Source organism: Parasaccharibacter sp. TMW 2.1888 (assembly GCF_023167265.1).
In the GTDB taxonomy this organism is placed as follows: Bacteria; Pseudomonadota; Alphaproteobacteria; order Acetobacterales; family Acetobacteraceae; genus Bombella; species Bombella apis.
The window spans coordinates 1,450,446-1,474,272 of sequence record NZ_CP030979.1 but is presented as its reverse complement, the minus strand read 5'-3'; the positions used below and the strand labels follow the sequence as shown (position 1 = coordinate 1,474,272).

Sequence of the window (23,827 nt, the reverse complement as noted above, 5' to 3'; positions counted from 1 at the left end):
TTCCTTCCTGTCAGTTGCCACCAAGACCAAGGGCCCGGAGAATCCCGCCTGCCCCGCCAGAATGGCCATCATCCCGTGCAGGCAGGGCCAGACCCTTCTGCCCGCCACGAGCCTGCTGGACAGCATGAGCACAAGCATCACTGCCAAAACGGGCTGTATCCAGAACAGCCTGATCCTTGTCCTGCGCTCCTATATGAACCGTGCCATTCTGCCCTGAAAGGGCCAGTGGTGTGGAAAAATCCGCCCCTACAAGCGTGACATGCGGCATGAGCTGGAACGTGTAGCTCATGTCACCCAGCTTCATCGTCCCCTGCCCGATGAGGGAAAGATGCTTCACCTCCAGAGCCATGTCACTGAAATGTGCCTGACCATGCCCGAATGTCGCCGTCCCGGCAAAGCAGCGCAGCCCCATCGTGCCAGAACCCAGCTTGAGGAGACTGGCCGCAGGGCCTGCCAATGGTGCCAGAACCTCCCTTTGGACACGGCCATCCACAAGGGACAGGCCCATCTGGCCATCCAGGGCCTGCCACAGGGCCTCAGGCTGGGCGCCTTCCGTCCCGAGAGCCCCTTCCAGCTGCACAGGCCCCTCAAACATCACAGGCTGCCCCAGCAGGCTCTGTACCCAGCTGGCCGGCAGAATGAATGGATGCGCCTTCATGCCCATCCGCAGAGGGTCAGCCGTGCCATCCAGCACAACCTCACCAGCAAGCGGCACATCCTGCACGCTCCCTCCCAGCACGGAAAGACTCAACCGCCCCTCCAGCCCCAGAAGATGCAGATGCAGCCCCTGATAGGCGATGCCTGCCACATGGAGCTGATCTGCCGTCATATCCACATCGAACGGTCGCCCCGCCATGCTTCCGAACCACTGCGTCAGCCGGGTCTCAGACGCCTTTCCTTCCGCGGGGGCCACCTCTGGCGGCCGGGATGCCTGCGCAGCATCACCGGGCTCTCCCTTGCCCGCAGCGGGCACAGGCCCCGCCTGCACTGCCGGCTCGGCAGCAGGTGTGAGCGACGCGGAAGAGACACGCTCCCCCTCCAGATGGGTCAGATGCAGTTTGCCCACAAGCCCCGCATCCGGCTGCATGGGCAGGTCCGCCGACAGGTTTCCGCCCGCTTCCTGACTGTCAAACACCACGTCCTGAAGCGACAGGGAAGAAAGGCCTGCATCCTTCACCGGCCCAAAGACAAGCTGCCCCTTCACATGACCATCATGCACCAGCAGGCCCGGAATTCCCCTGATGTCAGGAAACTGGAACAGGGCTGCCTGGCCGGAAAAAGCCAGCGTACTGCCCTGCCGCCCGGCCTGTCCCTGAAGGTCGAAAGACACATTGTCCTGTCTGGCATCCGTTCTGGCGGCATCACCCCGGCTGAACAGGCTGGATAATGTTCTGTCCTGCCCCTGCACGTTCAGCTTCAGCCCGACAGATGCCGGGATGCGGCCCAAAAGAGCAGACTGTGCCCTCTGCAAACTCTCTGCCTCACCATGAAACAGCCAGGCATAACGCCCCCAGGCAGCCTGCCCCTGAAGGACAAATGGTGCCTGCGCACTGTCAGCATCAATCTGGATGTCGCTCAGCTGCAGCGGTGCCGCCACATGCCACATGCCCGCAGGCAGGGTCGCACTGCCCAAATGGGCATGAACCTGATCCAGCACCAGACGCCGGGGCAGATGCAGCAGGGCATCCGTCAGGGCCATGTCCGTTCCGTTGCTGGCAGCCACCATGTCATCATCACTGTGGAAGCGGACTGTCCCCTCAAGCTGCCCCAGATCAACCGGCATCGCCCGTGAGAGCAGATGCCGCAGGCCCCGCAGGGATGTCCAGCGACCGGACAGCGTGAAATTCACACCTTTCAGCCGGTGGGCGTCCCGCATGAGGCCATCAAGCGTGGCATGGTCCTGGTGCTCGCCGGTCCCCAGCGTCAACCCCAGGCTGAAAGCCCACGGGTCTTTCTGTCCGGCAGACGCAGAGAGAAGCTGATGGAGAGGGCCAAGCCGTCCCCGCAGCGTAAAAGGCGTGTGCCCATATGTGCCCCGCAGATCCACCCACGGGCTCACACTGCGCATGCCCGCCATCTCCAGACTGGCCAGATGAAGGTGGCCTCCTTCCGGGACATGACTGTCCGACAGATCATCCTGCCATGAGAGTTCAGCATCAGTCAGATGCAGCCCTCCGAAACTGACCTTCCAGCGGGGGGTGACGGCATCACCGGCCACAGGCGCTGCGGCCCTCTGATCCTGCGAGATTACAGGGAGCCACGTGGAGCACTGTTTCTCGCTGGCCCGATGCAGCATGATGCCCGCTCCCCTCACCGTGAATTCCTGAAAGGAAATCTCCCGGTTCAGTATCGCCAGCAAAGACAGGTCCGCATGGACGGACCGGGCCGCCACGAAGGGCGTGCAGCCCGGTCTTGTCAGTACGACATTTGTTGCCTGAAAAGACGGCCATGGCAGCAGCTGGAAAGACGTTTCCCCCATCTTCAGCTCCAGCCCCGTCTGCTGCTGGAAGGCCTCCGTGACACGCTGCCGCAGCCTGTTCTGGTCTATCAGAAATTGCGGAGCAAGGCTCACGCCTGTCACCACCACCACCAGCCCGATCAGGATTGCTGCCAGCTTTTTCATCTGCCTGTGTCCTCGTTTTCTCAGGCGGCCAAGTCCCCCTGCAAAGGGCCAGCCGTCCCTGTCAGTCTTTCACCGTGTCCGGCGTGGTGCTGGTGTGTCACCAGCAATGAAACCCAGCGTCTGGAACGTCTCACGCATATGGGGCGGCAAGGGAGCCGCCACCTGCAACCTTCCCCCCGCCGGATGAGGGAACTCCAGCATCCTTGCATGGAGGTGCAGCCTGTCCGGGAAACCCTCCACATGGGCCGTTTCGCCCCCATAGCGGGGATCACCCAGAATGGGCGTGCCCAGACTCTCCGTATGGACACGCAGCTGGTGCGTCCGCCCCGTCCAGGGGGACAGGGCCAGCCAGCTGAAACGCTTGCCTGTGGCATCCAGCGTCTCGTAGGAACTCTTGGCACTCATCGCATCCTCTTCCCCACGGGAGACAGGCACGATAAGCGAGGCCCCCCCGGCCCCGACCTTGGCCAGAGGCTGGTCGATCACACCTTCAGCAGGGCTGGGCCGCCCGACAACCACCGCCCAGTAGGTCTTGCTCACCTCACGACCCCGAAAGGCCGCTGCCAGTTTTGCCGCCACACCGGGCGTGCGGGCCAGCAGCAGGATGCCGGACGTGTCACGGTCAATGCGATGCACGAGGCGGGGCTTGTCGCCTCCCTCCGGCCTCAGCCCCTCCAGCATCATGTCCACGTGTACGGTGATGCCGGGGCCACCCTGTGTTGCCAGACCGGACGGCTTGTTCAGCACGATGAGATGGTCATCCTCATAAAGGATCATGTCCCGCAGCTGCTGGACAAGTTCCGGGTTGGGCGGTGGCGGCGGGGCCGGGCGGCTCTGGTCCGGCAGAGGGGGGATACGGATGCTCTGGCCGGGATTGAGCCTTTTATTGGGCTGCACCCGCCCTCCATCAACCCGCACCTGCCCCTTGCGGCACAGCTTCTGCAACCCGCCCTGTGTCAGGTTGGGATAATGACGGCGAAACCAGCGGTCGAGACGCAGATCGGCCTCATCTTCGCTGACAATACGATTCTCAACACTCATGACTGGCGAGATGCCCGTTTCTGCGCCAGCATGTCCAGCCGTTTCCTGATTCTTTCTTCAAATCCACGGTCAACCGGCCTGTAGAGCGTCACCCGTTCCATGCCGTCGGGGAAGTAGTTCTGGCCGGAAACACCATCCTCGCAGTCATGATCGTATTCGTAGCCCTTCTTGTAACCCAGCTCCTTCATCAGGGCTGTCGGAGCATTGCGGATATGGGCCGGAGGCATGAGGCTGCCCGTCTGCTTCGCCAATGCCCTGGCCTCATTATAAGCCCGATACACTGCGTTGGACTTGGAGGCGACCGCCAGATGGACCACAACCTGCGCCAGGGCCACCTCCCCCTCTGGAGAGCCGAGCCTCTCATAAGCCATCGCTCCGGCCTGTGCCAACGGCAGGGAGGTCGGATCAGCCTCGCCAATATCCTCACTGGCAAAGCGGACGAGACGGCGGGCAATGTAGCGGGGGTCTTCCCCGCCTTCCAGCATACGGGCGAACCAGTAAAGTCCCGCATCAGGGTCACTCCCCCGCAGGGATTTGTGCAGAGCGGAAATCAGATTGTAATGCTCGTCCCGGTCCCTGTCATACAGGACAGGCCGCCGGGACAGGGACCGGGCCAGCTCCTCCGGCCCCAGCGGGCGGGTTCCATCCTTCGTCAGGGAAAGAAGCTGCTCGACCATGTTCAGCAGATAGCGCCCATCCCCATCCGCCATGGCCCGCAGGGAGGCCCGGCCCTCATCCGTCAGGGGCAGGGTCCGCTCCGTGGCCGTTTCGGCCCGCACAAGAAGCTGCTCCAGCGCAGCATCATCCAGCCTGTGCAGGACAAGAACCTGACAGCGTGACAACAGGGCGGAGTTCAGCGTGAAGGACGGATTCTCGGTCGTGGCTCCCACCAGCACGACCGTTCCCCGTTCCACATAGGGCAGAAAGCCATCCTGCTGCGCCCGGTTGAAGCGGTGAATCTCATCCACGAAGAGCAGCGTGCCACGCCCGGTGGCCTCAGCCTTGCGGCGGGCTTCATCAAAGGCTTTTTTCAGATCCGCCACACCGGAAAAAACAGCGGAAATCTTCGTGTAAAACAGTCCCACCCGTTCGGCGAGCAGCTGGGCAATGGTTGTCTTGCCGCATCCCGGCCCACCCCAGAGAATCAGGCTGGACAGATGGCCGCTTCCCAGCATCCGGGTCAACGTACCCTCCGGCCCCAGAAGATGGACCTGCCCCTGCACCTCATCCAATGACTGCGGACGCAGACGGTCCGCCAGCGGCTGGGTACCCGCAGCACGGCGTGACGGAGAGGCCTCTGACCGGCGTGCCCCCTCCTCATGCCGGGAAACACCACCCGATGAGGAACCCCCAAAGAGATCCGGCATGGTATCCGACATCATCATCCCTCCTGCCTTTCCCACCACTGCCAGACCCGGCAGCCTCTCATTCGAACAGACGCCGCAGCCCACCGGGCAGCAGGGCGGAGAAAGGGTTAACATGCATCTGTGGCTTGGCCAAACTGCCATCCAGCCTGTAGGTCATGGCCATGATACCACTTCCCTTCCGGGCCCCGAAAAAACTGCCCGCAGCCTGATTGATCCCAAAGAATGGCGAGATGGTGCCCTGCATCTGCATCATGGCCTGCCCGAAATCCATCTGCCCTTTCATCGTCACCCCCAGAATGGCATTGCCGGCCCGCGCCTCTGCCAGATCAAGCCGCTCCCCCGCTACCCGGAAGGACGCCCGCAACTGGACATCTTCAAACTGTTTGCGGGAAATCTGCCCCCAATGCAGAGGGGCAGCCAGCGTGGCAATGACAAGAGCCGTCGGCGGATTTTTCAGCGTCAGATGGTCCACGGCCAGCGTGCCATCAAAGGGCGGCAGCCCCAGTCCCAGCCCCATGGTACGCTCGGCACTGGTCACATGCGCATCGGCCGCCACGGGCTGGCAATGGCCCTGGAGGTCCACCGTGCCACCAGCCAGCCGGTCATACACACCAAGAGACGCCAGAATCCTGCCCAGATCAGCAGCAATGAGCCTTACATCCAGCACGCCTATCCGTCTGGAATCCTGTGCGAGATCAAACGTGAGGGACGGCTGGGCCACATGCAGGAAAGCCCCCTGCACCCGCTGCGCTGCCCAGCGAAGGTTGGCTGACACATGGCTGGCTGTCTGTTCAGCTCCATAGATCACCCTGTCAGCCCGCAACCCGATAGCCCATATCCCCTCCGGCAGGATGGATGCCTGGCCGGCGCTGCCGGGTGCCCGTCTGACCTTTTTCTCCACGGGATGAATAGGCTGTGAGCGTGACTTTCCGGTGGCCGGATGCCCGAACCAGGGGGTCAGGTCCAGAGTACTGGCCTGCACGGATATCTGGTACCGCCGGTCATCCGCCGTTCCGTCCCGCACCGGCCAGTCCATCACGGCACTGCCGCTCGTCCGTCCAAACTGGAAATGGGTGAGATTGATCCCTCCCAGCTGACCAGACCTCATGCGCCCTTCTGCCTGAAGGGCCAGCTGGGGACCATGGGCGCGAACATCATCCAGACGGATCATCTGCCCATCCTGCCATGTCACTCCTGCCTGCAAGCCCGCAGGGACACCAACAGGCTTGTGCCAGAAACGGGCCCGGACACCCAAACCTCTCAGGTCCACCTGCACCGAGGCAGTCCCCCGACTATGGCCGGGGCCCCCACCGTACTGGCTGTAGACAACATGCCCCACGCCACTGCCCTGCATGATGGAGTCCTGCGCCAGCCCCGCCGGAACCCCGAGACTGCGCAACTCCTTTGCCCCCAATGAGGCCTGCAGATCTGCTTTCAACATCAGGCGTCCCGGCACATTGGCCTGAAAACTGTCGAACAGGCTGCCCGTCATCATCACGCCACGGAACCGGGCACCTCCCTTCACGGCAAGTCCGGCTTCATTGACCGAAAAGTGCCCATTCCCCTGCTGTATCCGCCCCAGGGACGGCAGAGCGAACCAGATGTTCTGGAAATCAAACTCTGCCCCATATCCCACATCCTTCATCAGAAGGTGACTGTTGAGCGGCAGCTTCAGCGAGAGCGTGCCTTTCAGCATCCCGCCCGTATTGGCTGGATTGACCGGATGACGGGACAGCAGATTGAGCCGTGGATAGGAAAGGACCGCCACAAAAGCTGACAGGGGACCTTCCATCCCCAACGAGAATTCACCTGTCTGCTCCCGCTTGAGAAGATCACTCAGAACAATATGCCCCGTCGGTACGGTCACCGAGCCCCCTCGACCATCCGCAAGATGACCATGCTGCACGTCGATCAGCAGACGGTCATCATCCACAAAATGGGCGTAGGCATCCTCCCCCGTGACCTGTGGCATACCCTCCATCCATGTCACGCTCAGGCTATGGCCTGTCAGTTCACCCCCCAGCGCCCTGACATCCAACCCGTCGAGACCGGTATTGCTGGTAAAATCAAGCTGAAGATGCAGATTCTCACCACGTCCTGCCGTCATGTTGGTGGTCATCCAGCGACGGGCTCCACGGGCTGTGCCATCCGGCCAGACACTCGCCAATGTGGCAAAATCGAATGTTGGCACATGGCCATCCACCAACAGCTCCACATCCTTTGGCCTGTCCAGATGATCCAGCCGCCCATGAGCATCAATGATGAAAGGGACCGTCCGCCCCAGGGAGTCCAGTGCCGCAAGCTCCGTATGCAATGCCAGAACCAGGGGGGCCTGCTGGCCAGCCTCCGCAGGATCCAGATGGAACGATACCTTCCCCGATGAGAGACGGAACGGAATGCGGCCAGGCCGGTCAATCTCACCAGCTCCAGCGTCCATCTCCCCTGCCATGTGAGCAAAATGGCCGACCAGCCCATGCCCCTCCAGAATCCCTTCCAGATGAAACGCCAGAGGCATGTTCGGGATGCCCATGCCTTTTTTCCCGGCTGGCGACAGCGGCAGCCAGGCCGCCAGAGCCGGAAAACGGACCGGAGAAACAGTCAGCTGCCAGCGTGTCCGTGCCGCTCCGTCGGGAGCCATGTCACCTGCCAGATGGACCGTGGCCTCCTCCTGCCCTGCACCCAGCCCGACCCCCTGGAGGGACGCCTCCATCCGCCCCTGCCAGCCGGTCTGCCTGTCATGATCCGCCTTCAATTCCGGCAGGGTTACAATGAGCGAAGAATCCGGTGCCGTCTCATCCCTTATGGTCAGCCTGATATCCTGAAGATCAAGATGCCAGGGCATGATGGCAGCCAGAGGTGGCAGAGTGCCTCCACCCGGATGCTGCGCCCCGGGCCTCACACCGCCCAGGCTGACATGACCCTCCGCATCCCGGAACGCCACAAGGCGCAGCCCCCGGACATCCAACGACTGCAGGCCCACCTGCCCATGCAGCAGGCTCGCAAGCCGGAAAACAACCCCGACATGATCAAGCTGCTGTTCCGGCACTTCGGCAGCCACCTCATCAGCCCCCCCGCCTTCTGGAAGGGCACGATACCGGACACCCTCAAGGCTGAGCAGAATCTTGGCCGAATGACCGTTCTTTCCGGGTTTCCACGACAGGGCCATGCGCTCCCAGTGGAGACGCCCCCCACCAGCATGGGTCAGGGCCCCTCCCCAACGATGGGACAGCCCCGTCACATCCAGAGGCCCCTGGGCCATCCGTCCCAACAGCAGGGCCACCGCCAGCAGCAGCCCCACCAGCGGCACCAGAAGCCCCAAGACCACACGGCGCAGGATTGTCTGCCATGTCATGTCCACGATACCCCGGATAAAGAGACATCCCGTGATGTCCTGAAACAGAAAAACAGGAGAGCGGCTGCCCGGAACAGACCGGAGACTGGCGGAAACCGGCTGTCAGAGCCGGGACAGAGCCTCCTGCACCCATGCCACATGCTTGGCGGGGCTGACCTTCCGCTTGAAAGCGACAAGACGCCCTTCCGCATCGACCAGAAAGGAGCTCCGCTCAATCCCCATGAACTCCCGCCCATAGAGCTTCTTCTTCACCCACACGCCATAGGCTTCGGCCAATGCATGATCGGGGTCTGACAGCAGGGTGAAGCTGAGCGCCTGTTTCAGAATGAATCTTTCCAGTGCTCCCACACCATCGGGACTGACACCCAGCACACGCAGACCATCCCCACCGGGAATACGCAGCTCGGCCAGATGGTCACGCAGATCGCAGGCCTGAGTGGTGCAGCCCGGCGTGGAAGCCCGTGGATAGAAATACAGAAGATAGGGCTGCCCGCGGAGGGCATGGCTGTTCACCCTCTCCTCGCCTGTGGGGCCCATCCCCGCCAGATCGAAATCGGGCACCGGGGCCCCCACGGCCAGCCCCTCACCGGAACCTGAAACCTTTTCTGCCTGTGTCATGCTTTTACTGCTCCGCACTGTTGGGCTGGTCACCATGGGAGACACTGCCATCTCCCACCGAATCATCAGGGCTGTGTGGCTGATCCGGCACGCTGCTGCCCTCACCCCCGGTACGGGCGGCACCATGCGCCGTACCATCCAGTGGAGCATCCGGAACGGGACGGGCCTGTGCCGGCTGGGATGCCGGCCTGCCCTTGAGGAAGGGACTGACCCTCTGAAACCCGGCAGGCGGCTGGAAACGGTCTGCCGGAATGTCCTCATACCGCACGGACACGGCCTGAAGATGGCCCTGAAGACCATCAGCATCCACACCATCCTCGGCGAGGATGAGGCCATCCTCCGTCACGCAGGCCGTTGCCTTGCCACGAGGGCTTTCAATGGCCCATTCCCGGCAAGGCACGCCAGCAATCTGCTTCATCCCGCCAGCATGGTAGGTCATATCCAGACTGAGCAGGAACGTATTGTGCAGCCCATGCATGGGACGGAACTGGATGTAGCGCCTCTCCTGCATGCTGACGAGCGTCATGATCTGGTTGGGGCGATCCAGAATGGTGGCGCTCTGCCCATCATCAGGATCAATCCGCAGCCGGTCACCCGAAGCAGCAAAAGAAACCGCCACCTGATGCTCCGGCCCGGCTTCCTTCCCCTTGCCCGGCAGCACTTCTGTCTGGAACCGGTAGGTCACCACAGCATCCCGCATCGGTGCCAGAGGGGGATGATCCGCTGGCGCAGCGGCTTCGGCAATGCCACAGGCCAGCACGGCAGCCCCAAGGGCCGCCAGCACTGTCCCCCCGGCCCGCCGCACGACCTTATCCCGCCCCGGCATGACTTCCCTGATACACCACTGCATCCGCACGTCTTCCTCCATCTCCATCCATGACCGGCGCCGGACACCGCCCAGCCTGCAAACGGGCAGAAGCATATCAGACCATGACAGCAGGGCCAGAGAGAAATTGGTTACCTTTCTGCCCGCCCGGCAGAGCCCTGCACCATGGCCTCCAGTTCCGGCCCCAGAGCAGCAAGGCTGACATCTCCAGGCCATCGGGCAGGCTGCTGCATGGCCGCCGCAAGCTGCTGCCTGTAAGCCGCAAAGGGCACTCCCACACAGCCAAGACTGGCCAGATGCGGGGTGACGTACTGCGTATCCAGCAGGCCATATCCCCCCTGCCGCAGGGCCGCCATCAGATGTACCAGCGCTATCTTGGACGCATCCCGCACATGGGACACCATGCTCTCCCCGAAGAAGGCACCATGCAGGGACACACCATAGAGCCCCCCAAGAAGCGCTCCGCTCTCCCTGTCCCGGACCTCCACGGAATGGGCATGGCCCAGACGGTGCAGCTCGCCATAAAGCTGGCGGATGCGCCCGCTGATCCATGTTTCCGGCCGGGAGGGCGTCAGGCGGGCGCAGGCCTGCATCATGCCATCGAAATCCTCATCACTGCACAGGCGGTACTGCCCGGCCATGACGGTCCGCATCAGCCGCCGGGGCAGGGCTGGTGTCTCCAGAGGAATGATCCCCCGCTCCTGCGGGCAGAACCATTCCAGCTCATCGCTCTGCTCATCCGGTGCCATGGGGAACAGACCTTCCCCATAAGCACGCAGAAGCAGGTCAGATGTGATAGGCTCCATCAGATAATCTTTCCCTACAGAGAAGCCGAATCATGTCCAGCCAGTCTCCCTCACGCCCTTCATCGCAGACCTACATCTATACGATCGCACTGGCCCTGTCCTTCCTTCTTCAGCTGGTCTGGCCTGCATTGACTCCCCTCATGGGTGTCATGCGCGTTTTTGCCCTCATGGGTATTCTGGTCTTCGGACCACTGGAGCTGTATCAGCTCTACCGCATGGCCCCACGCTGAAAACGCCACCCGGACAGAAAAACAGAGGGGCGGCCCCTGCCGGAGTCCGCCCCTCTGAAAGCCGTGCAGACAGCCCTGCTCACGCTTCTGCGCTGCGACCTCGATACGCCTCGGCGGCATCCCGCACAGCAGCCCCGTGCAGGCGCTCCAGCCTGCGGATGGTGAAATGGGCCTTGGCCAGAGCCCGATAATGAGCAAGGAAGGCCGAGTTGATGGCCGCCCCGCACAGAGCCCCGGCTACCGGCACCATCTGGGCTGCCAGCTTGCGGGACAGGGCCATGCCATAATGTCCCGCCACCTCGGCCATCAGCATCACAAGCGGCTGGCCACGCATCAGGCCACGGGCAGCGAAAAAGCCCAGCTCCCCCTCGCCTTTCTGCTCTCCCATGCTCCGCAGGGCGAAGACTTCCAGACAGGCCCGGCGTGTCTCCTCGCTCCGCAGGTCTTCACCATTTTCCTGAGCGATGGCGGCAATCTCCCGCATGATGGCCAGCGTGGTGAACCCGACATCCGGCACCATGCTGGCAAAGCCACCAAAACCACCCGCCGCACCGGAGACCGCCACGGCGGCCTGGATCAGATTCTCACGCCGTGCCCCGGCCCCACCTGCCTTGCGGTCCAGACCAAGAATGGCCAGACGGTAGGCCTGGTCCAGCGCAGAACTGGCCAGCTTCTGGAGTTTTTCCTGAAGGCCCGGCGCCAGAGACAGGCCCTGCAACCCCATATGGGCTGCCCGGCCCACAGCACCACCCATCAGGTCACCCAGACGGGCCAGCGTGCCCCGACCTTTCTCCACCCCATCCAGCACGGCATGGAGCTGGGACAGGGCTTCTGCATCAAGATCATGGGACAGGAAACTCGCACTGGGCACATGGTCCTTACGCTGTTCCGTCATGGTCTGAATCTCCTCATTTCCAGAGCGGGCCACCACAGCAGGGGGCCGGGTCCATCGTTACTGCGCTTTTTCCCACTGGCCCTTGCGGGTCAGATAGGCGAATTCTTCCTCTGTCACCGGGGCAACAGAAAGGCGGGACTGCTTGAGCAATGCCATGCTTTCCAGAGCCGGGTCAGCCTTGATCTCCGCAAGCGTGATGGGGGAGCGAAAGGCTCCATCGGCCTTCACGTCCACGCAGACCCAGCGGGGATCATCCGCCGTCGGGTCCGGAAAGGCCTCCCGCACGACCTCGACCACACCGACGATGCGCTTTTCCGTCACGGAATGGTAGAACAAGGCCCTGTCCCCGCACTTCATGGCGGCAAGATTGTTGCGTGCCTGGTAGTTCCGTACGCCAGTCCACGGTTCGACATCATTCTTCACCTGCTCATCCCATGAAAAAGAGGCCGGTTCCGATTTGATCAGCCAGAAGGCCATGCGTCACAATCTCCCTGTTTTCCGGGGCGGCACTCCCGGTTTTTCCGCTCCATCTGTCCACGGCCATATCGTGTGTGGCCAGCCACTCTACAATGCCTGACTTTGAGGCTTTTTCAAAGCGGGGGCTTCCCGGAACGTCTGCCGCCATGATGACACCATTTTTCATTTCTCTTCTTTCCGTGAAGCCGCCATACTTGCCCCATGTCTTTTTCCACCTACCCCGCACCATCCGGACGATGGACAGGCAGCCCGGCCCGATTCCTGCATGTCACCCGCCCCATGGCCCTGCCCTGCCTGCTTGTCGGGCTGGCGGTACTGGCTGCCGGTCTGATCTGGGGCCTCGGCTTCGCCCCGGCAGACTGGCAGCAGGGCGAGACGGTGCGCATCATGTATCTGCATGTCCCCATGGCGTGGCTGGCTTCTGCCGGTTACGTGCTGCTGGCTGCCTGCGGGCTTCTGTCCCTCGTCTGGCGGCATCCGCTGGCCGGTATCGTCGCCCTCGAAGCCGGACCGCTGGGAGCCACGGCCGCCGCCCTGTGCCTGATCACCGGGTCGCTCTGGGGCAAGCCGGGCTGGGGGACATGGTGGGTCTGGGACGCCCGGCTGACCTCCATGCTTGTGCTGTTCTTCCTCTATCTCGGACACATCCTGACCATCCGGGCCTTTGACGACCCCGTGCGGGGCCAGAGGGCCGCTGCCCTGCTGGCTCTGGCCGGTGTGGTGGACCTGCCCATCATCAAGTTCAGCGTGCAGTGGTGGAACACCCTGCACCAGCCCGACAGCATCACCCTGACCGGTGCCCCCACCATGGCCATGAGCATGTTCTGGCCCCTGCTCGTCTGCACGGCAGGCTTTACACTGACGGGAACGGCCCTGCTCCTCATACGCTGCCGGGCCGCCCTGCTGGAGCGCCGCACCCAGGCATTGGCCCTGCGGGACGTCTCACCATGACCGCACCCGCCTTCTGGCCCCCGCACTGGGGGTTCGTGCTGGCCAGCTACGGGCTGGTCATCGTCATCCTGGCCGTGACGGTCAGCAGCAGCCTGCTCCGCCTTCGCCGGGCCAAACGGCGGCTTGCCCTCATGCAGCGTCTCCAGCAGAAAACGGCAAATCTGCCTGCCGGACAGGAAAGGGATTAACAGCCCGCCCTCGTGTCTTTAAACGGGAACGGTATGTCTGCGTCATTTCCCCTCACCCGCCGCAAGGCCGGACGTTTCTGGATCATCCTGGCCTGCCTGCTCTGCCTAGGTGGGGCGGTCGGGCTGGTTCTCAATGCGCTTTCCAGCACCATCGTCTTCTTCATGGCTCCTTCACAGGTGCTGGCCCATCCGCCGGCACCAACCCGGACCATCCGGCTGGGCGGCATGGTCGTGGCCGGGTCCCTCCATACTGGCAGGGCCTCCGACAACACGCCAGAGGCCCGCTTTGACGTGACGGACGGGCAGGCTGCCGTCACCGTGCAGTATAGGGGCATCCTGCCGGACCTGTTCCGGGAAGGGCAGAGCGTGGTGGCTCTGGGCCGGTATGATGGCCACGGCTTCACCGCCAGCGAGGTTCTCGCCAAGCATGATGAAACCTACATGCCCAAAGAGGTTGCCGATGCTCTCCAGAAAAGTGGCCGGTGGGACCCCCGTTTCGGCCCTCCTCCCAATGCCGCCGACTGGAACAGCATGACCGTGCCCCACCCGGACACGCCTCCCGGGCCAGGGGCCGCACCGTGACATGACCATGCTGGCCACCATCTTCTGCCCCGAGGGCGGGCATTTTGCGCTGGCTCTGGCCTGTGCCCTGGCCCTCATGCAGGGTGTCCTGCCGCTGGCCGGTCTCCGCCGGACGGACAGCCCCCTGACGGCCCTGGCCCGCCCTCTGGCCCTCAGCCAGTGCCTTGCCCTGCTTTTTGCATGGACCTGCCTCGTCACCGCCTCTCTGGGCAATGATTTCTCCCTGAAACTCATTGCCGAAACCTCGGCCATCAACAAGCCGTGGGCCTACAAGATCGCCGGTCTCTGGGGCAATCATGAGGGTTCCCTCCTGCTCTGGGTCACGCTGCTGAGCCTCTGGTGTGCAGGGCTGGCCCTTCTCCCCGGCCAGAGTGCCGCCCGGCCGGAAGGGCTGCCCCTCCGCCTGCGGGCACGGCTTCTGGCCCTGCTGGGACTGGTGGGAGCTGGCTTCCAGCTCTTCTGCCTGACGACCTCCAACCCCTTCCTGCGGCTCTGGCCCGTTCCGGCCGACGGGATGGGCATGAATCCGCTCCTTCAGGACCCCGGCCTCGCCGTGCATCCCCCGCTGCTCTATAGCGGTTATGTCGGCTTTGCCGTGCCCTTCGCCTTTGCCATCAGTGCACTGCTGGACGGCAGGGCTAATGCGCTCTGGGCCCGCCACATGCGCCCGTGGGTCATCAGTGCCTGGGCCCTGCTGACGCTGGGAATCACGCTCGGATCATGGTGGTCCTATTCCGTGCTGGGATGGGGGGGATACTGGTTCTGGGACCCGGTGGAAAATGCCGCCCTCATCCCATGGCTGACGGGCACGGCCCTGCTGCACAGCGTTCTGGTCGTGGAGAAACGCAATCTGCTGCACGTCTGGTGCCTGCTGCTGGCAATTGCCACCTTTGCCTTTTCCCTCTCCGGGACGTTCCTCGTCCGGTCGGGCATTCTCAATTCCGTCCATGCCTTCGCCAACGACCCGGCCCGGGGGCTGTTCATTCTGGGGCTTCTGGGCCTGTATGGCGGCGGCAGCCTGCTGCTCTTCGCCATCCGTGCTCCTGCCCTGCCCACCCCGCAGGCAGGTTTCTCGCCCCTCTCCCGTGAGAGTGCGCTGCTGCTCAACAACATCCTGCTCTGCACGCTCTGCGCCGTCGTGCTGACGGGGACGCTCTACCCCCCCTTCATGCAGCTGCTCTTTGGCCGCACCCTCTCCGTTGGCAAACCCTTCTTTGACGCCACGACCATTCCGCTCACCCTGCCACTTCTGGCCGTCATGGGAGTGAGCATGGCCCTGCCATGGCGACAGACCAGAGCGGACAGGCTCCTGCCCCGTCTGGCCCCGGCCCTGCTCATCACGGCCGGAAACATCCTGCCCGCCTTCTGGCTGTTCCCCACACCACTGGCGGCCCTGTCGGCCCTGCTGGCCCTGTGGGTCATCAGCGCCGCCCTCTGTGACCTGATCCTCCGCCTGCGTGGCCTGCCTGAAGGCAGCCGCCAATTGCACCGCCTGCCCCGCAGTCTCTGGGCCGCCAGCCTGGCCCATGTCGGCGTGGGGGTGACCATCCTCGGTCTCTGCGGCATGGCGGGCAGCCAGGAACGCCTCATAGAGGCCAGACCCGGCACCCATGCCACGCTGACCGGGCGGGACTGGGAACTGACCGCCCTGACCGCCCATCACGGCCCCAATTATGAGGCCGTGGAAGCACACCTGACCATCCGCCATCACGATGCCCACGGGCCGGTTCTCACCGAACTGACGCCAGAGATCCGCCTCTTCCCCCGGCAGGGGCAGCGTACACTGCATGTCGCCATCCTCCACCGCCCGCTGGAAGACCTCTATGCTGCCCTTGGCAGCGTGAAGGAAGAGCGTGACCCACAGGGGCAGAGCCATTACAGTGCCATCCTGCGCCTGCATGAAAATCCTCTGGCCTCATGGATATGGCTGGGCGGCATCATCATGGCCCTTGGCGGGGGGCTGCATCTGCTCCCCTCACGGCGGCGTCCGAAACCGGTGGAAGGGGAGGTCGGATCATGCAGCTGACACGCCGCCATCTTCTGGCCGCCCTGCCCTCCCTGGGGGCTGCGGGGCTGGGACTTGGATTCATCAGGATGCTTCATGGACTGGATCGGGGGCAGTTTGATCCCAGAGCCATCAACACCCCGCTGACGGGCCAGCCCGTGCCGGAGTTCCCCGCCCTCTCCTCCCTGCCCGGACAGGCCAGGCTGACCCGGGAAGATTTCAGAACCATGACGCAGCCGGTCCTGCTGTCCGTCTGGGCCTCATGGTGCCTGCCCTGCGTGGAAGAAATCCCGTTCATCAGCCAGCTTGCCGCCTCCCTCGCCGCTCCCCGGAAGAAGCGTGATGCACCGCTGGCCCTCTGGGGCCTCTGCTACAAAGACCAGCCCGCCAGTGCCTCCCGCTGGCTGGAACGGGCAGGCCAGCCTTTCACCCGGCTTGGTCTGGATCAGGATGGACAGGCCGCCATTGAATGGGGCGTGACCGGCGTGCCGGAAGCCTTTCTCATCATGCCTGACCCGCAGATGGGCGGACGGATTGTCTGGCATGGAACGGGTGGCCTGACGGAGGCGGTCTACCAGACCCGTGTCGTTCCGCATCTGGAGGCAGCACCATGAGGCTGGCCGTCACCCTGCTCCTGCTGCTTCTCGTCAGCCCGACCTGTCTGGCCGTGGACACGCCGGATGAGATGCTGTCTGACCCGGCTCTTGAGCGGAAGGCCCAGCAGATCGGCCAGCAGCTCCGCTGCCTCGTCTGCCAGAATGAAAGCATCGAGGAAAGTTCTGCCCCTCTGGCCAGGGACCTGCGCCATGCTGTCCGCCAGCAGCTCCAGCAGGGACATACGGCAAAAGAGATCAGGGCCTGGATGGTCCAGCGATACGGAGAATTCATCCGTCTACGCCCCGCCTTCTCGCCAGCCACGGCGCTGCTCTGGCTCATGCCCCTGCTCGGCCTCATGGTGGCCCTGCTTCTGGCCTGCCGTTTCTGGTACCGTCCCGCTCCGCCACCGGCACCCCTCACACCGGAAGAACGCCGCACTCTGGACAGCCTGCTGAAAAAGGACTGACCCATGTCACTGCTGATCGTTGCCCTCATCTGCCTGTTCATCGGGCTGCCCATCGGCCTCAGCCTCATCCTGCGGATGAAGGTCTCCAGCCAGACGGACGACCCCACCCTGTCCCTCTACAGACGTCGGCTTGATTCGCTGGAACGGGACCGGAAGGCCGGCCTGCTGGAAAAACAGCCCTATGATGCAGCCCGCATCGAGACGGAGCGGGAGATCGTCAACCATGTCTCCACCCCGCCCCGGAGCCTCTCCGGTGCAGGCAATGCCCACAAGATCATCGGCCTTGCCACCCTGCTGCTCATCCCCCTGCTGGCCCTGCTGCTCTATGCCATCAATGGCCAGCCCTTCTTCGGACCGCAGCCTGCCAGCCAGATTCCAGCATCCGCCTTCAGGACCTCGCCCATCAGCCCACCGGCCAGCACCATGACACCATCATCCACTTCCCAGAGTGGCCAACAGCCATGAAACCCGGTCCACTCCCCCGCCTGACACGCAGTGCGGCCACCCGTCTGGACAGCACCCCGCAAAGCCTGCCCCCACGCAGCATGAGTGCCTGCCCCTGCTGCCATCAGCCGCTACAGAACACGGCCAGTGTCTGCCCGCACTGCCGGGCCGAAAAACATTATGGCCCTGTGAAACGGGAGGTCCTGCTCTCCTCTCTCTGCGGTCTGGCGCTGGTCCTTGGCCTCACCCGGCTGCTTTTTCCCCAGCTCTTCGCCCCCTTCTCCCCATGGTTGATTCTGCTCATGCTGGCAGGACTGGCCGTAGGGTTCATCTTTGCCCAGTTCCGCTTTGCCGGAGACCGGTGGCTGCACCTCCACAAAGACTGAAGGCGGGTTCCTTTTCACCCTTCATGAGCCTATCATCTGCCCCGTTTTCCAGCCTGCATGATTCCGGAGGATCATACCCATGTCCGCTACGCCATCTTCCCATCCCGTCACCCAGCGTGGCATGGCAGTGCTGAATGATCCCCTCCTGAACAAGGGCACCGCCTTCCCCTGGGAAGAACGCACGGCCCTGGGGCTGCATGGTTTCCTTCCACCCGGCATCCACACGCTGGAAGAGCAGGTCGCACAGGCCTATGAAAACATCATGAGTGAAACGGACATGCTGGACCGGCATGTTCGCCTCCGTGCCATACAGGACACGAACGAGACCCTCTTCTATGCCCTGTTGCAGAAGTATCTCACGGAGCTCATGCCTGTCGTGTACACACCGGGTGTAGGGCAGGCCTGTCAGGAGTTCTCCAGAATCTGGCAGAAACCACGGGGGCTCTTTCTCTCCGGGTCGGACCGTGGGCACATGGCAGGTCGGCTGGCTGCCATCCCCAATGACGACATCCGCCTTGTCATCGTCACGGATGGTGAGCGCATCCTCGGGCTGGGCGATCTGGGAGCCAATGGCATGGGCATCCCCATTGGCAAGATTTCCCTCTACACGGCCTGCGCCGGGATCAATCCAGCCCTGATGATGCCCATCATGCTGGATGTCGGGACGGACAACGTCGCCCTCCGCAATGACCCTACCTATATCGGCAGCCGCACCCCCCGCCTGAGAGGGCAGGACTATGAAGACTTCATCGAGGAATTCGTAACGGCCCTTCAGGCCCGCTGGCCGGGCTGCCTGCTGCACTGGGAGGATTTTGCCGGACGCAATGCCGCACCACTTCTCCAGCGTTATCGGAACCGTATTCCCAGCTTCAATGATGACATTCAGGGCACGGCAGGCATTGCCACGGCTGCCATCCTCAGCGGCCTGAAGGCCAAAGGCGAAACACTGGAGCAGCAGTGCATTGCCTTTGCAGGCGGCGGTGCGGCGGGTATTGGCATTGCCGGGCTTCTCCTTGCCGCCATGAAGGCCGAAGGGCTGTCGCAGGAAGAGGCCCTGAAGCGTTTCTATATCGTGGACCGCCAAGGCCTGCTGACCCATGACATGGACGGGCTGAGCGAAGGGCAGGCCCTCTTTGCCCGGCAGGATGAAACAGCCCAGAATGGACAGGGCCGGACTCTGGCGGAGGTCATCAGCAAGAATCACCCGACCATCCTCATTGGTGTTTCCGGTCAGGCGGGCCTCTTCAAGGAAGCCATGATCCGGGAGATGGCGTCATACTGCTCCCATCCCCTCATCTTCCCTCTCTCCAACCCGACAAGCCATGTCGAGGCCACTCCGATGGACATTCTGACATGGACAGGCGGACGGGCCATCGTCAGCACGGGCAGCCCGTTCTCCCCGGTTGAACTTGATGACCGCAGCATCATCATTGACCAGACCAACAATTCCTACATCTTCCCCGGTCTTGGGCTGGGGGCGCTGGCCTGCAAGGCAGAAAACATCAGCGAGGGGATGATCATGGCCGCAGCACAGGCTGTTGCGGCCCTCTCCCCGATGCAGACCGGGGGCAGCAACCTGCTTCCCCCCATTGAGACCATTCATGATGTCGCCCTGAAGGTTGCCCACGCCGTAGCCCGGCAGGCCCAGGAAGAACAGCTCTGCCCTGCCCTTGATGATGAAGCCTTGCAGGAAGCCCTCTCCACCCTAAGCTGGCGGCCCCGCTACCAGCCTTATCAGGCGGCCTGACCCTCCCTTTTCACCCTACTTCCGGCAGGACCTCTTCATCATGGCAAACCGTACAGAAACTGATGGCCTCGGCCCGATCGACGTTCCCCAGACAGCCCTCTGGGGGGCCCAGACCCAGCGGTCACTCCGCTATTTCAGCATCGGGCAGGAACTCATCCCCCGTGAGATGATCGAGGCCTATGCCATTCTCAAGCGGGCCTGCGCCGTAGCCAATGCGGCCAGCGGACGGCTGGAAAAGGACAAAGCAGAGCTCATCGTCCGCATCTGTGACGAGATCATGAGCGGAATGCATGACCGGCACTTCCCTCTCCATGTCTGGATGACTGGCTCCGGCACGCAGTTCAACATGAATGTCAATGAGGTCATCGCCAACCGGGCCAGCCAGATGACCGGGCAGAAACTGGGCAGCAAGAAGCCGCTGCACCCGAATGACCATGTAAACATGGCACAATCCACCAACGACACCTTCCCCAGTGCCATGTACATTGCCAGCGCCCTGACAGCCCATCGCCGCCTGATCCCGGCGCTGGAACGCCTGCACGGGGCCATTGCCCACAAAGCCGCACAGTGGAAGCACATCGTCAAGGTAGGGCGGACACATCTTCAGGATGCCGTGCCCATCACGCTGGGACAGGAATGGGAAGGCTATGCCGGGATGCTGGAAGACAACCTCCAGCGGCTGGAGCAGGCCCGTGACGGACTGCTGCCGCTGGCTCTGGGGGGGACGGCCCTTGGTACGGGCGTGAACACCGACCCGCAGTTCGCTGCCCGGGCCTGCAAGGAGATTGCCCGCCTCACCCAGCTGGACTTCACCAGCGGGGCCAACAAATTTGCCCTGCAGGGAGCACATGATGCTCTGGTGCATCTCTCCTCTACCCTGCGGACGCTGGCGGGCAGCCTCTTCAAGATCGCCAACGACATCCGCCTGCTGGCCTGCGGACCCCGGGCGGGGCTGGGTGAGCTGAACCTGCCGGTAAATGAACCCGGCTCCTCCATCATGCCCGGCAAGATCAACCCCACACAGGCCGAAGCCCTGACGATGCTGTGCCTTCAGGTCATGGGCAATGACGTGGTCGTGGGCATGGCGGGCGCTGGCGGAATGCTGGACATGAACGCCTACAAGCCCGTGATGATCCAGAACATCATGCAGAGCCTGACCCTGCTGCATGACGGCATGGAAAATTTCCGCCGCTTCCTCATCGAGGGCACGACCGCCAATGAGGACCATATCCGCCAGCAGCTGGACCATTCCCTTGTGCTGGTCACGGCCCTGTCCCCCAGCATTGGGTATGACAGAGCCTCGCAGGTCGCTCACCATGCCGTGGAGAACGGTCTCAGCCCCCGCCAGAGTGCGCTGGCTCTCAGCTTCATGACAGGTGAGGAATATGACCGTGTGGCCGACCCGAAACTGATGCTCCAGCCGAACATCAAACCACCCAAAAACTGAGAGGCAGCATCCACACACAAAAAAGGCCTGACAGAACCAGCCGCCAGGCCCTTTTTTATGCAGCGTGGGCTTGACCCACTTACTGCTGGATCAGATTGCCATCCTTGTCCACCAGTGTGATGGGGTAATCCCCGGAGAAGCAGGCATCGCAGTTTGTATGGTTCTCCACCGGGCGCCCCTGATGACCAAGGGCACGGTAGAGGCCATCGAAACTGATGAACGCCAGACTGTCCGCATTGATGGCCTTGCACATCTCTTCCAGCGAATGACGGGCGGCCAGAAGATGCTTCTCGGAGGGCGTATCAATCCCGTAGAAGCAGGGATGTTTGGTCGGTGGAGAAGTGATGCGCATGTGCACCTCCTTCGCTCCCGCTGCCCGGACCATGTCCACAATCTTGCGGGATGTCGTGCCGCGCACGATGGAATCGTCCACTAGAATGACCCGGCGTCCTTCCAGCACGGCCTTATTGGCCGAGTGTTTCATCTTCACGCCAAGATTACGGACCTGATCGGTCGGCTGGATGAACGTCCGGCCTACATAATGGTTGCGCACGATGCCCATCTCATAGGGCAGGCCACTCTCATGAGCATACCCGATGGCAGAAGGCACGCCAGAATCCGGCACAGGCACGACCACATCAGCGTCGACCCCACTCTCCCGGGCCAATTCGCCACCGATGCGGGTCCGCACTTCATAGACGGACTGTCCCTCCAGCACGGAATCCGGCCGGGCAAAATAGATGTATTCAAAAATGCAGAACCGACGACCAACATCCCCAAACGGCCAGAGAGATTTCACCCCATCCGCATTGATGACGACAATTTCACCCGGCTCGATGTCACGCACATAGTCAGCACCGATGATGTCCAGCGCACAGGTCTCACTGGCAAGCACCCAGCCGCCCTGTTTGTCCTCATGCCCGGGCATGCGGCCCAGAACCAGCGGTCGCACGCCCAGCGGGTCCCTCATCCCCAGCATCCCGTCATCCGGTGTCAGGGTAATGAGGGAATAAGCCCCCTTGATCTTCTTTGCCGCATCCATCAACCGCTCGATCACCGTGTCATAGAGCGAAATGGCGACAAGATGGACGATGACCTCCGTATCCATCGTGGAATGGAAAATACAGCCACGCTTTACCAGCGCCTTGCGCAGGGTGGCGGCATTGGTCAGATTGCCATTATGGGCCACGGCCAAACCACCAAAGGCGTAATCGGCATAGATGGGCTGGACATTGCGCACATGGCTGCCACCCGTTGTGCCATAACGGTTGTGCCCTATGGCCGCCTCCCCCGGCAGGCCTGCTATCACGTCCTGATTGCCAAACACATCTCCGACAAGGCCCAGCGCCTTGTGCTGGTGGAACGTGTCGCCATCAAAACTGACGATACCGGCCGCCTCCTGACCACGATGCTGGAGGGCATGCAGGCCGAGAGCTGTCAGCGCTGCCGCATTCGGCACACCCCAGACACCAAAAACACCACATTCCTCATAGGGACGACTGGACGATTCAGGAAAAGACATATCGATGGAGCAAACCTGACGGGCGAATCCCGCTCATATCTAAGTGGCACAGCGGCACAGGCAGCCAACCCCTTGAAAAAACCGGCCATTGCCCTTCTTCAGGGCAGCCTGTCCGTCAGGGTGATGCCTGCGACCCCCCTTCAATGGCTATTCGATGGCAGAAAGGCAAGATGTTCCGACCATGAAAGCGGTATATATCCCTGCAAAAAAGCCACGCCACGCACCACGAAGGGTGCAAGGACGCTCCCCTGCATGGCGGCTTCCAGCCAGTCCTGCGCCAGATAGCTGCCCGCACAGAAGAGCAGCACCAGCACGACATAACCCCGCACCAGCCCGAAACCAGCCCCAAGCAGCGCGTCCAACGGGCCGGAGAGCAGCCCTCTCATGCCACGGGCCAGCTGGCTGGTCACCAGATTCAGAACAATCATGACCAGAACGAACAGCCCCAGCCGCCCGCCCCAGGTGAAAACAGCCGTCCCCTGAAAAGTAGGGGAAACAAGCGGAGCCAGATGGGACAAGGCCACGCCCCCCCAGCGGCCTACCAGCCAGAAACTGCCTATCCAGACCAGCAGGGCCCCGCTCTCGTGCGAAAGCCCTCTCACCAGCCCCCAGAGGGCCGACAGGCCAACAAGAACCAGCATGGCCCAGTCCATCGCGCCAAGATGCTCCAGAAATGTTCCGTGCAGGCCTGTCATTGCGGCTCCCGTCGCTCTTTCACCATCAATCCCGCTACCTGCCACCAGCCTGTCAGGGCAGCTTCGTGGAGCGGTAACGGCCCCCCTTGCGGGCCCGGATGCCACGTTTCAGCAAATCGGATGAAAGGTCAATCCGCTCACTCAGTTCCTGCCAGATGGCACTTTCATCCACACCATGCTGCTGCCATATCTTCCGTATCTCCAGCAGGAACACCGCACTATCCTCGACCAGGGCCTTCGGCTCCCCGTACAGATAGTCCAGAAGACAATCGGTAGCCTGCTCGGCCAGCATCTTGCATTCCTGCCCATCCTTGTCTCTGACCCCAGCCATGGCTGGCCCATATCGTGCAGACTGTGTCATTTCGGCTCCCATCATATCCACCCTACCTCTCCTGCAAAAGAGGAGAGGGCACACGGGTCTGTTACCCACATTCAAGGGAGGAACAGAAATTAATAAAAATTCAATAATAAATTGATTAATACTATGTTAGTGAAAAATAATACAATTCATTAACAGGAAAATCTTTTCTTTTTCTAATACCATTCAAGGAATTCAGATACC

Annotated in this window: 23 protein-coding genes; 11 read left to right on the top strand and 12 right to left on the bottom strand. The window is 62.4% G+C overall.

Features of this window, described 5'->3' with window-relative positions:
• Window positions 1-10 precede the first annotated feature (10 nt).
• The 7 genes from DTQ13_RS06755 to aat form a co-directional block, all read right to left on the bottom strand.
• Window positions 11-2,623 carry an AsmA family protein gene (locus DTQ13_RS06755; protein ID WP_248460400.1) on the bottom strand — a complete coding sequence of 871 codons (2,613 nt, stop codon included), beginning with the start codon at window positions 2,621-2,623 and terminating at the stop codon, window positions 11-13.
• 69 nt (window positions 2,624-2,692) lie between these two features.
• Window positions 2,693-3,664 (bottom strand): RluA family pseudouridine synthase, encoded by a 972-nt coding sequence (locus DTQ13_RS06750; protein ID WP_192847982.1) that lies wholly within the window; start codon window positions 3,662-3,664, stop codon window positions 2,693-2,695.
• A complete protein-coding gene (locus DTQ13_RS06745; protein ID WP_408580064.1) occupies window positions 3,661-5,046 on the bottom strand; it encodes a replication-associated recombination protein A in 1,386 nt (461 codons plus the stop codon). Before DTQ13_RS06745 ends, DTQ13_RS06750 begins: the two co-directional genes overlap by 4 nt.
• A gap of 43 nt (window positions 5,047-5,089) precedes the next feature.
• The gene (locus tag DTQ13_RS06740) at window positions 5,090-8,383 is read right to left on the bottom strand and encodes a DUF3971 domain-containing protein (protein WP_248460399.1); all 3,294 of its coding nucleotides are present in this window, start codon (window positions 8,381-8,383) and stop codon (window positions 5,090-5,092) included.
• A gap of 102 nt (window positions 8,384-8,485) precedes the next feature.
• The gene (locus DTQ13_RS06735; protein ID WP_248460398.1) at window positions 8,486-9,001 is read right to left on the bottom strand and encodes a peroxiredoxin; all 516 of its coding nucleotides are present in this window, start codon (window positions 8,999-9,001) and stop codon (window positions 8,486-8,488) included.
• Window positions 9,002-9,005: 4 nt separating this feature from the next.
• Window positions 9,006-9,923: a hypothetical protein gene (locus DTQ13_RS06730; protein ID WP_052349159.1), complete on the bottom strand. Its 918-nt coding sequence runs from the start codon at window positions 9,921-9,923 to the stop codon at window positions 9,006-9,008.
• 35 nt (window positions 9,924-9,958) lie between these two features.
• Window positions 9,959-10,633: a leucyl/phenylalanyl-tRNA--protein transferase gene (aat, locus tag DTQ13_RS06725; RefSeq protein WP_248460397.1), complete on the bottom strand. Its 675-nt coding sequence runs from the start codon at window positions 10,631-10,633 to the stop codon at window positions 9,959-9,961.
• A gap of 32 nt (window positions 10,634-10,665) precedes the next feature.
• Between aat and DTQ13_RS06720 the strand changes: the two genes are divergently transcribed.
• On the top strand, window positions 10,666-10,863 hold the full coding sequence (locus tag DTQ13_RS06720) for a hypothetical protein (RefSeq protein WP_043560907.1): 198 nt from the start codon (window positions 10,666-10,668) through the stop codon (window positions 10,861-10,863).
• 79 nt (window positions 10,864-10,942) lie between these two features.
• Here DTQ13_RS06720 and DTQ13_RS06715 read toward each other — a convergent pair whose 3' ends face one another.
• The gene (locus DTQ13_RS06715) at window positions 10,943-11,758 is read right to left on the bottom strand and encodes an EcsC family protein (RefSeq protein WP_043561605.1); all 816 of its coding nucleotides are present in this window, start codon (window positions 11,756-11,758) and stop codon (window positions 10,943-10,945) included.
• A 57-nt stretch (window positions 11,759-11,815) separates the two neighbouring features.
• Complete coding sequence (locus DTQ13_RS06710) at window positions 11,816-12,235, bottom strand: EVE domain-containing protein (protein WP_081562934.1); 420 nt, start codon at window positions 12,233-12,235, stop codon at window positions 11,816-11,818.
• Window positions 12,236-12,436: 201 nt separating this feature from the next.
• Here DTQ13_RS06710 and ccmC point away from each other — a divergent pair, with 201 nt between their 5' ends.
• The 10 genes from ccmC (at window position 12,437) to DTQ13_RS06660 (ending at window position 21,048) form a co-directional block, all read left to right on the top strand.
• Window positions 12,437-13,186, top strand: a complete 750-nt coding sequence (ccmC, locus tag DTQ13_RS06705) for a heme ABC transporter permease CcmC (RefSeq protein ID WP_248460396.1) — start codon at window positions 12,437-12,439, stop codon at window positions 13,184-13,186.
• Window positions 13,183-13,374, top strand: coding sequence for a heme exporter protein CcmD (ccmD, locus tag DTQ13_RS06700; RefSeq protein ID WP_043560918.1), 192 nt, complete (start codon window positions 13,183-13,185; stop codon window positions 13,372-13,374). The genes ccmC and ccmD overlap by 4 nt, the downstream gene beginning before the upstream one ends.
• A 33-nt stretch (window positions 13,375-13,407) precedes the next feature.
• Window positions 13,408-13,956 carry a cytochrome c maturation protein CcmE gene (gene ccmE / locus DTQ13_RS06695; protein WP_248460395.1) on the top strand — a complete coding sequence of 183 codons (549 nt, stop codon included), beginning with the start codon at window positions 13,408-13,410 and terminating at the stop codon, window positions 13,954-13,956.
• Window position 13,957: 1 nt separating this feature from the next.
• The gene (locus DTQ13_RS06690; protein WP_248460394.1) at window positions 13,958-15,982 is read left to right on the top strand and encodes a heme lyase CcmF/NrfE family subunit; all 2,025 of its coding nucleotides are present in this window, start codon (window positions 13,958-13,960) and stop codon (window positions 15,980-15,982) included.
• Window positions 15,973-16,575: a redoxin domain-containing protein gene (locus DTQ13_RS06685; protein WP_248460393.1), complete on the top strand. Its 603-nt coding sequence runs from the start codon at window positions 15,973-15,975 to the stop codon at window positions 16,573-16,575. Before DTQ13_RS06690 ends, DTQ13_RS06685 begins: the two co-directional genes overlap by 10 nt.
• On the top strand, window positions 16,572-17,024 hold the full coding sequence (locus DTQ13_RS06680; protein ID WP_081562931.1) for a cytochrome c-type biogenesis protein: 453 nt from the start codon (window positions 16,572-16,574) through the stop codon (window positions 17,022-17,024). The genes DTQ13_RS06685 and DTQ13_RS06680 overlap by 4 nt, the downstream gene beginning before the upstream one ends.
• 3 nt (window positions 17,025-17,027) lie before the next feature.
• Window positions 17,028-17,489, top strand: coding sequence for a c-type cytochrome biogenesis protein CcmI (ccmI, locus tag DTQ13_RS06675; RefSeq protein WP_043560921.1), 462 nt, complete (start codon window positions 17,028-17,030; stop codon window positions 17,487-17,489).
• The gene (locus tag DTQ13_RS06670; RefSeq protein WP_052349162.1) at window positions 17,486-17,854 is read left to right on the top strand and encodes a hypothetical protein; all 369 of its coding nucleotides are present in this window, start codon (window positions 17,486-17,488) and stop codon (window positions 17,852-17,854) included. The genes ccmI and DTQ13_RS06670 overlap by 4 nt, the downstream gene beginning before the upstream one ends.
• Window positions 17,855-17,933: 79 nt before the next feature.
• Window positions 17,934-19,601 (top strand): NAD-dependent malic enzyme, encoded by a 1,668-nt coding sequence (locus tag DTQ13_RS06665; protein ID WP_248460391.1) that lies wholly within the window; start codon window positions 17,934-17,936, stop codon window positions 19,599-19,601.
• A gap of 40 nt (window positions 19,602-19,641) precedes the next feature.
• Window positions 19,642-21,048 carry a lyase family protein gene (locus tag DTQ13_RS06660; RefSeq protein WP_248460389.1) on the top strand — a complete coding sequence of 469 codons (1,407 nt, stop codon included), beginning with the start codon at window positions 19,642-19,644 and terminating at the stop codon, window positions 21,046-21,048.
• A 79-nt stretch (window positions 21,049-21,127) separates the two neighbouring features.
• On the opposite strand, the gene purF is transcribed toward DTQ13_RS06660, so the two are convergent.
• From purF to DTQ13_RS06645, 3 genes are all read right to left on the bottom strand, one after another.
• Window positions 21,128-22,570, bottom strand: coding sequence for an amidophosphoribosyltransferase (gene purF, locus DTQ13_RS06655; RefSeq protein ID WP_086431176.1), 1,443 nt, complete (start codon window positions 22,568-22,570; stop codon window positions 21,128-21,130).
• A gap of 140 nt (window positions 22,571-22,710) precedes the next feature.
• A complete protein-coding gene (locus tag DTQ13_RS06650) occupies window positions 22,711-23,265 on the bottom strand; it encodes a CvpA family protein (RefSeq protein ID WP_081562928.1) in 555 nt (184 codons plus the stop codon).
• A 52-nt stretch (window positions 23,266-23,317) separates the two neighbouring features.
• A complete protein-coding gene (locus tag DTQ13_RS06645) occupies window positions 23,318-23,641 on the bottom strand; it encodes a hypothetical protein (protein ID WP_248460388.1) in 324 nt (107 codons plus the stop codon).
• Window positions 23,642-23,827 lie beyond the last annotated feature (186 nt).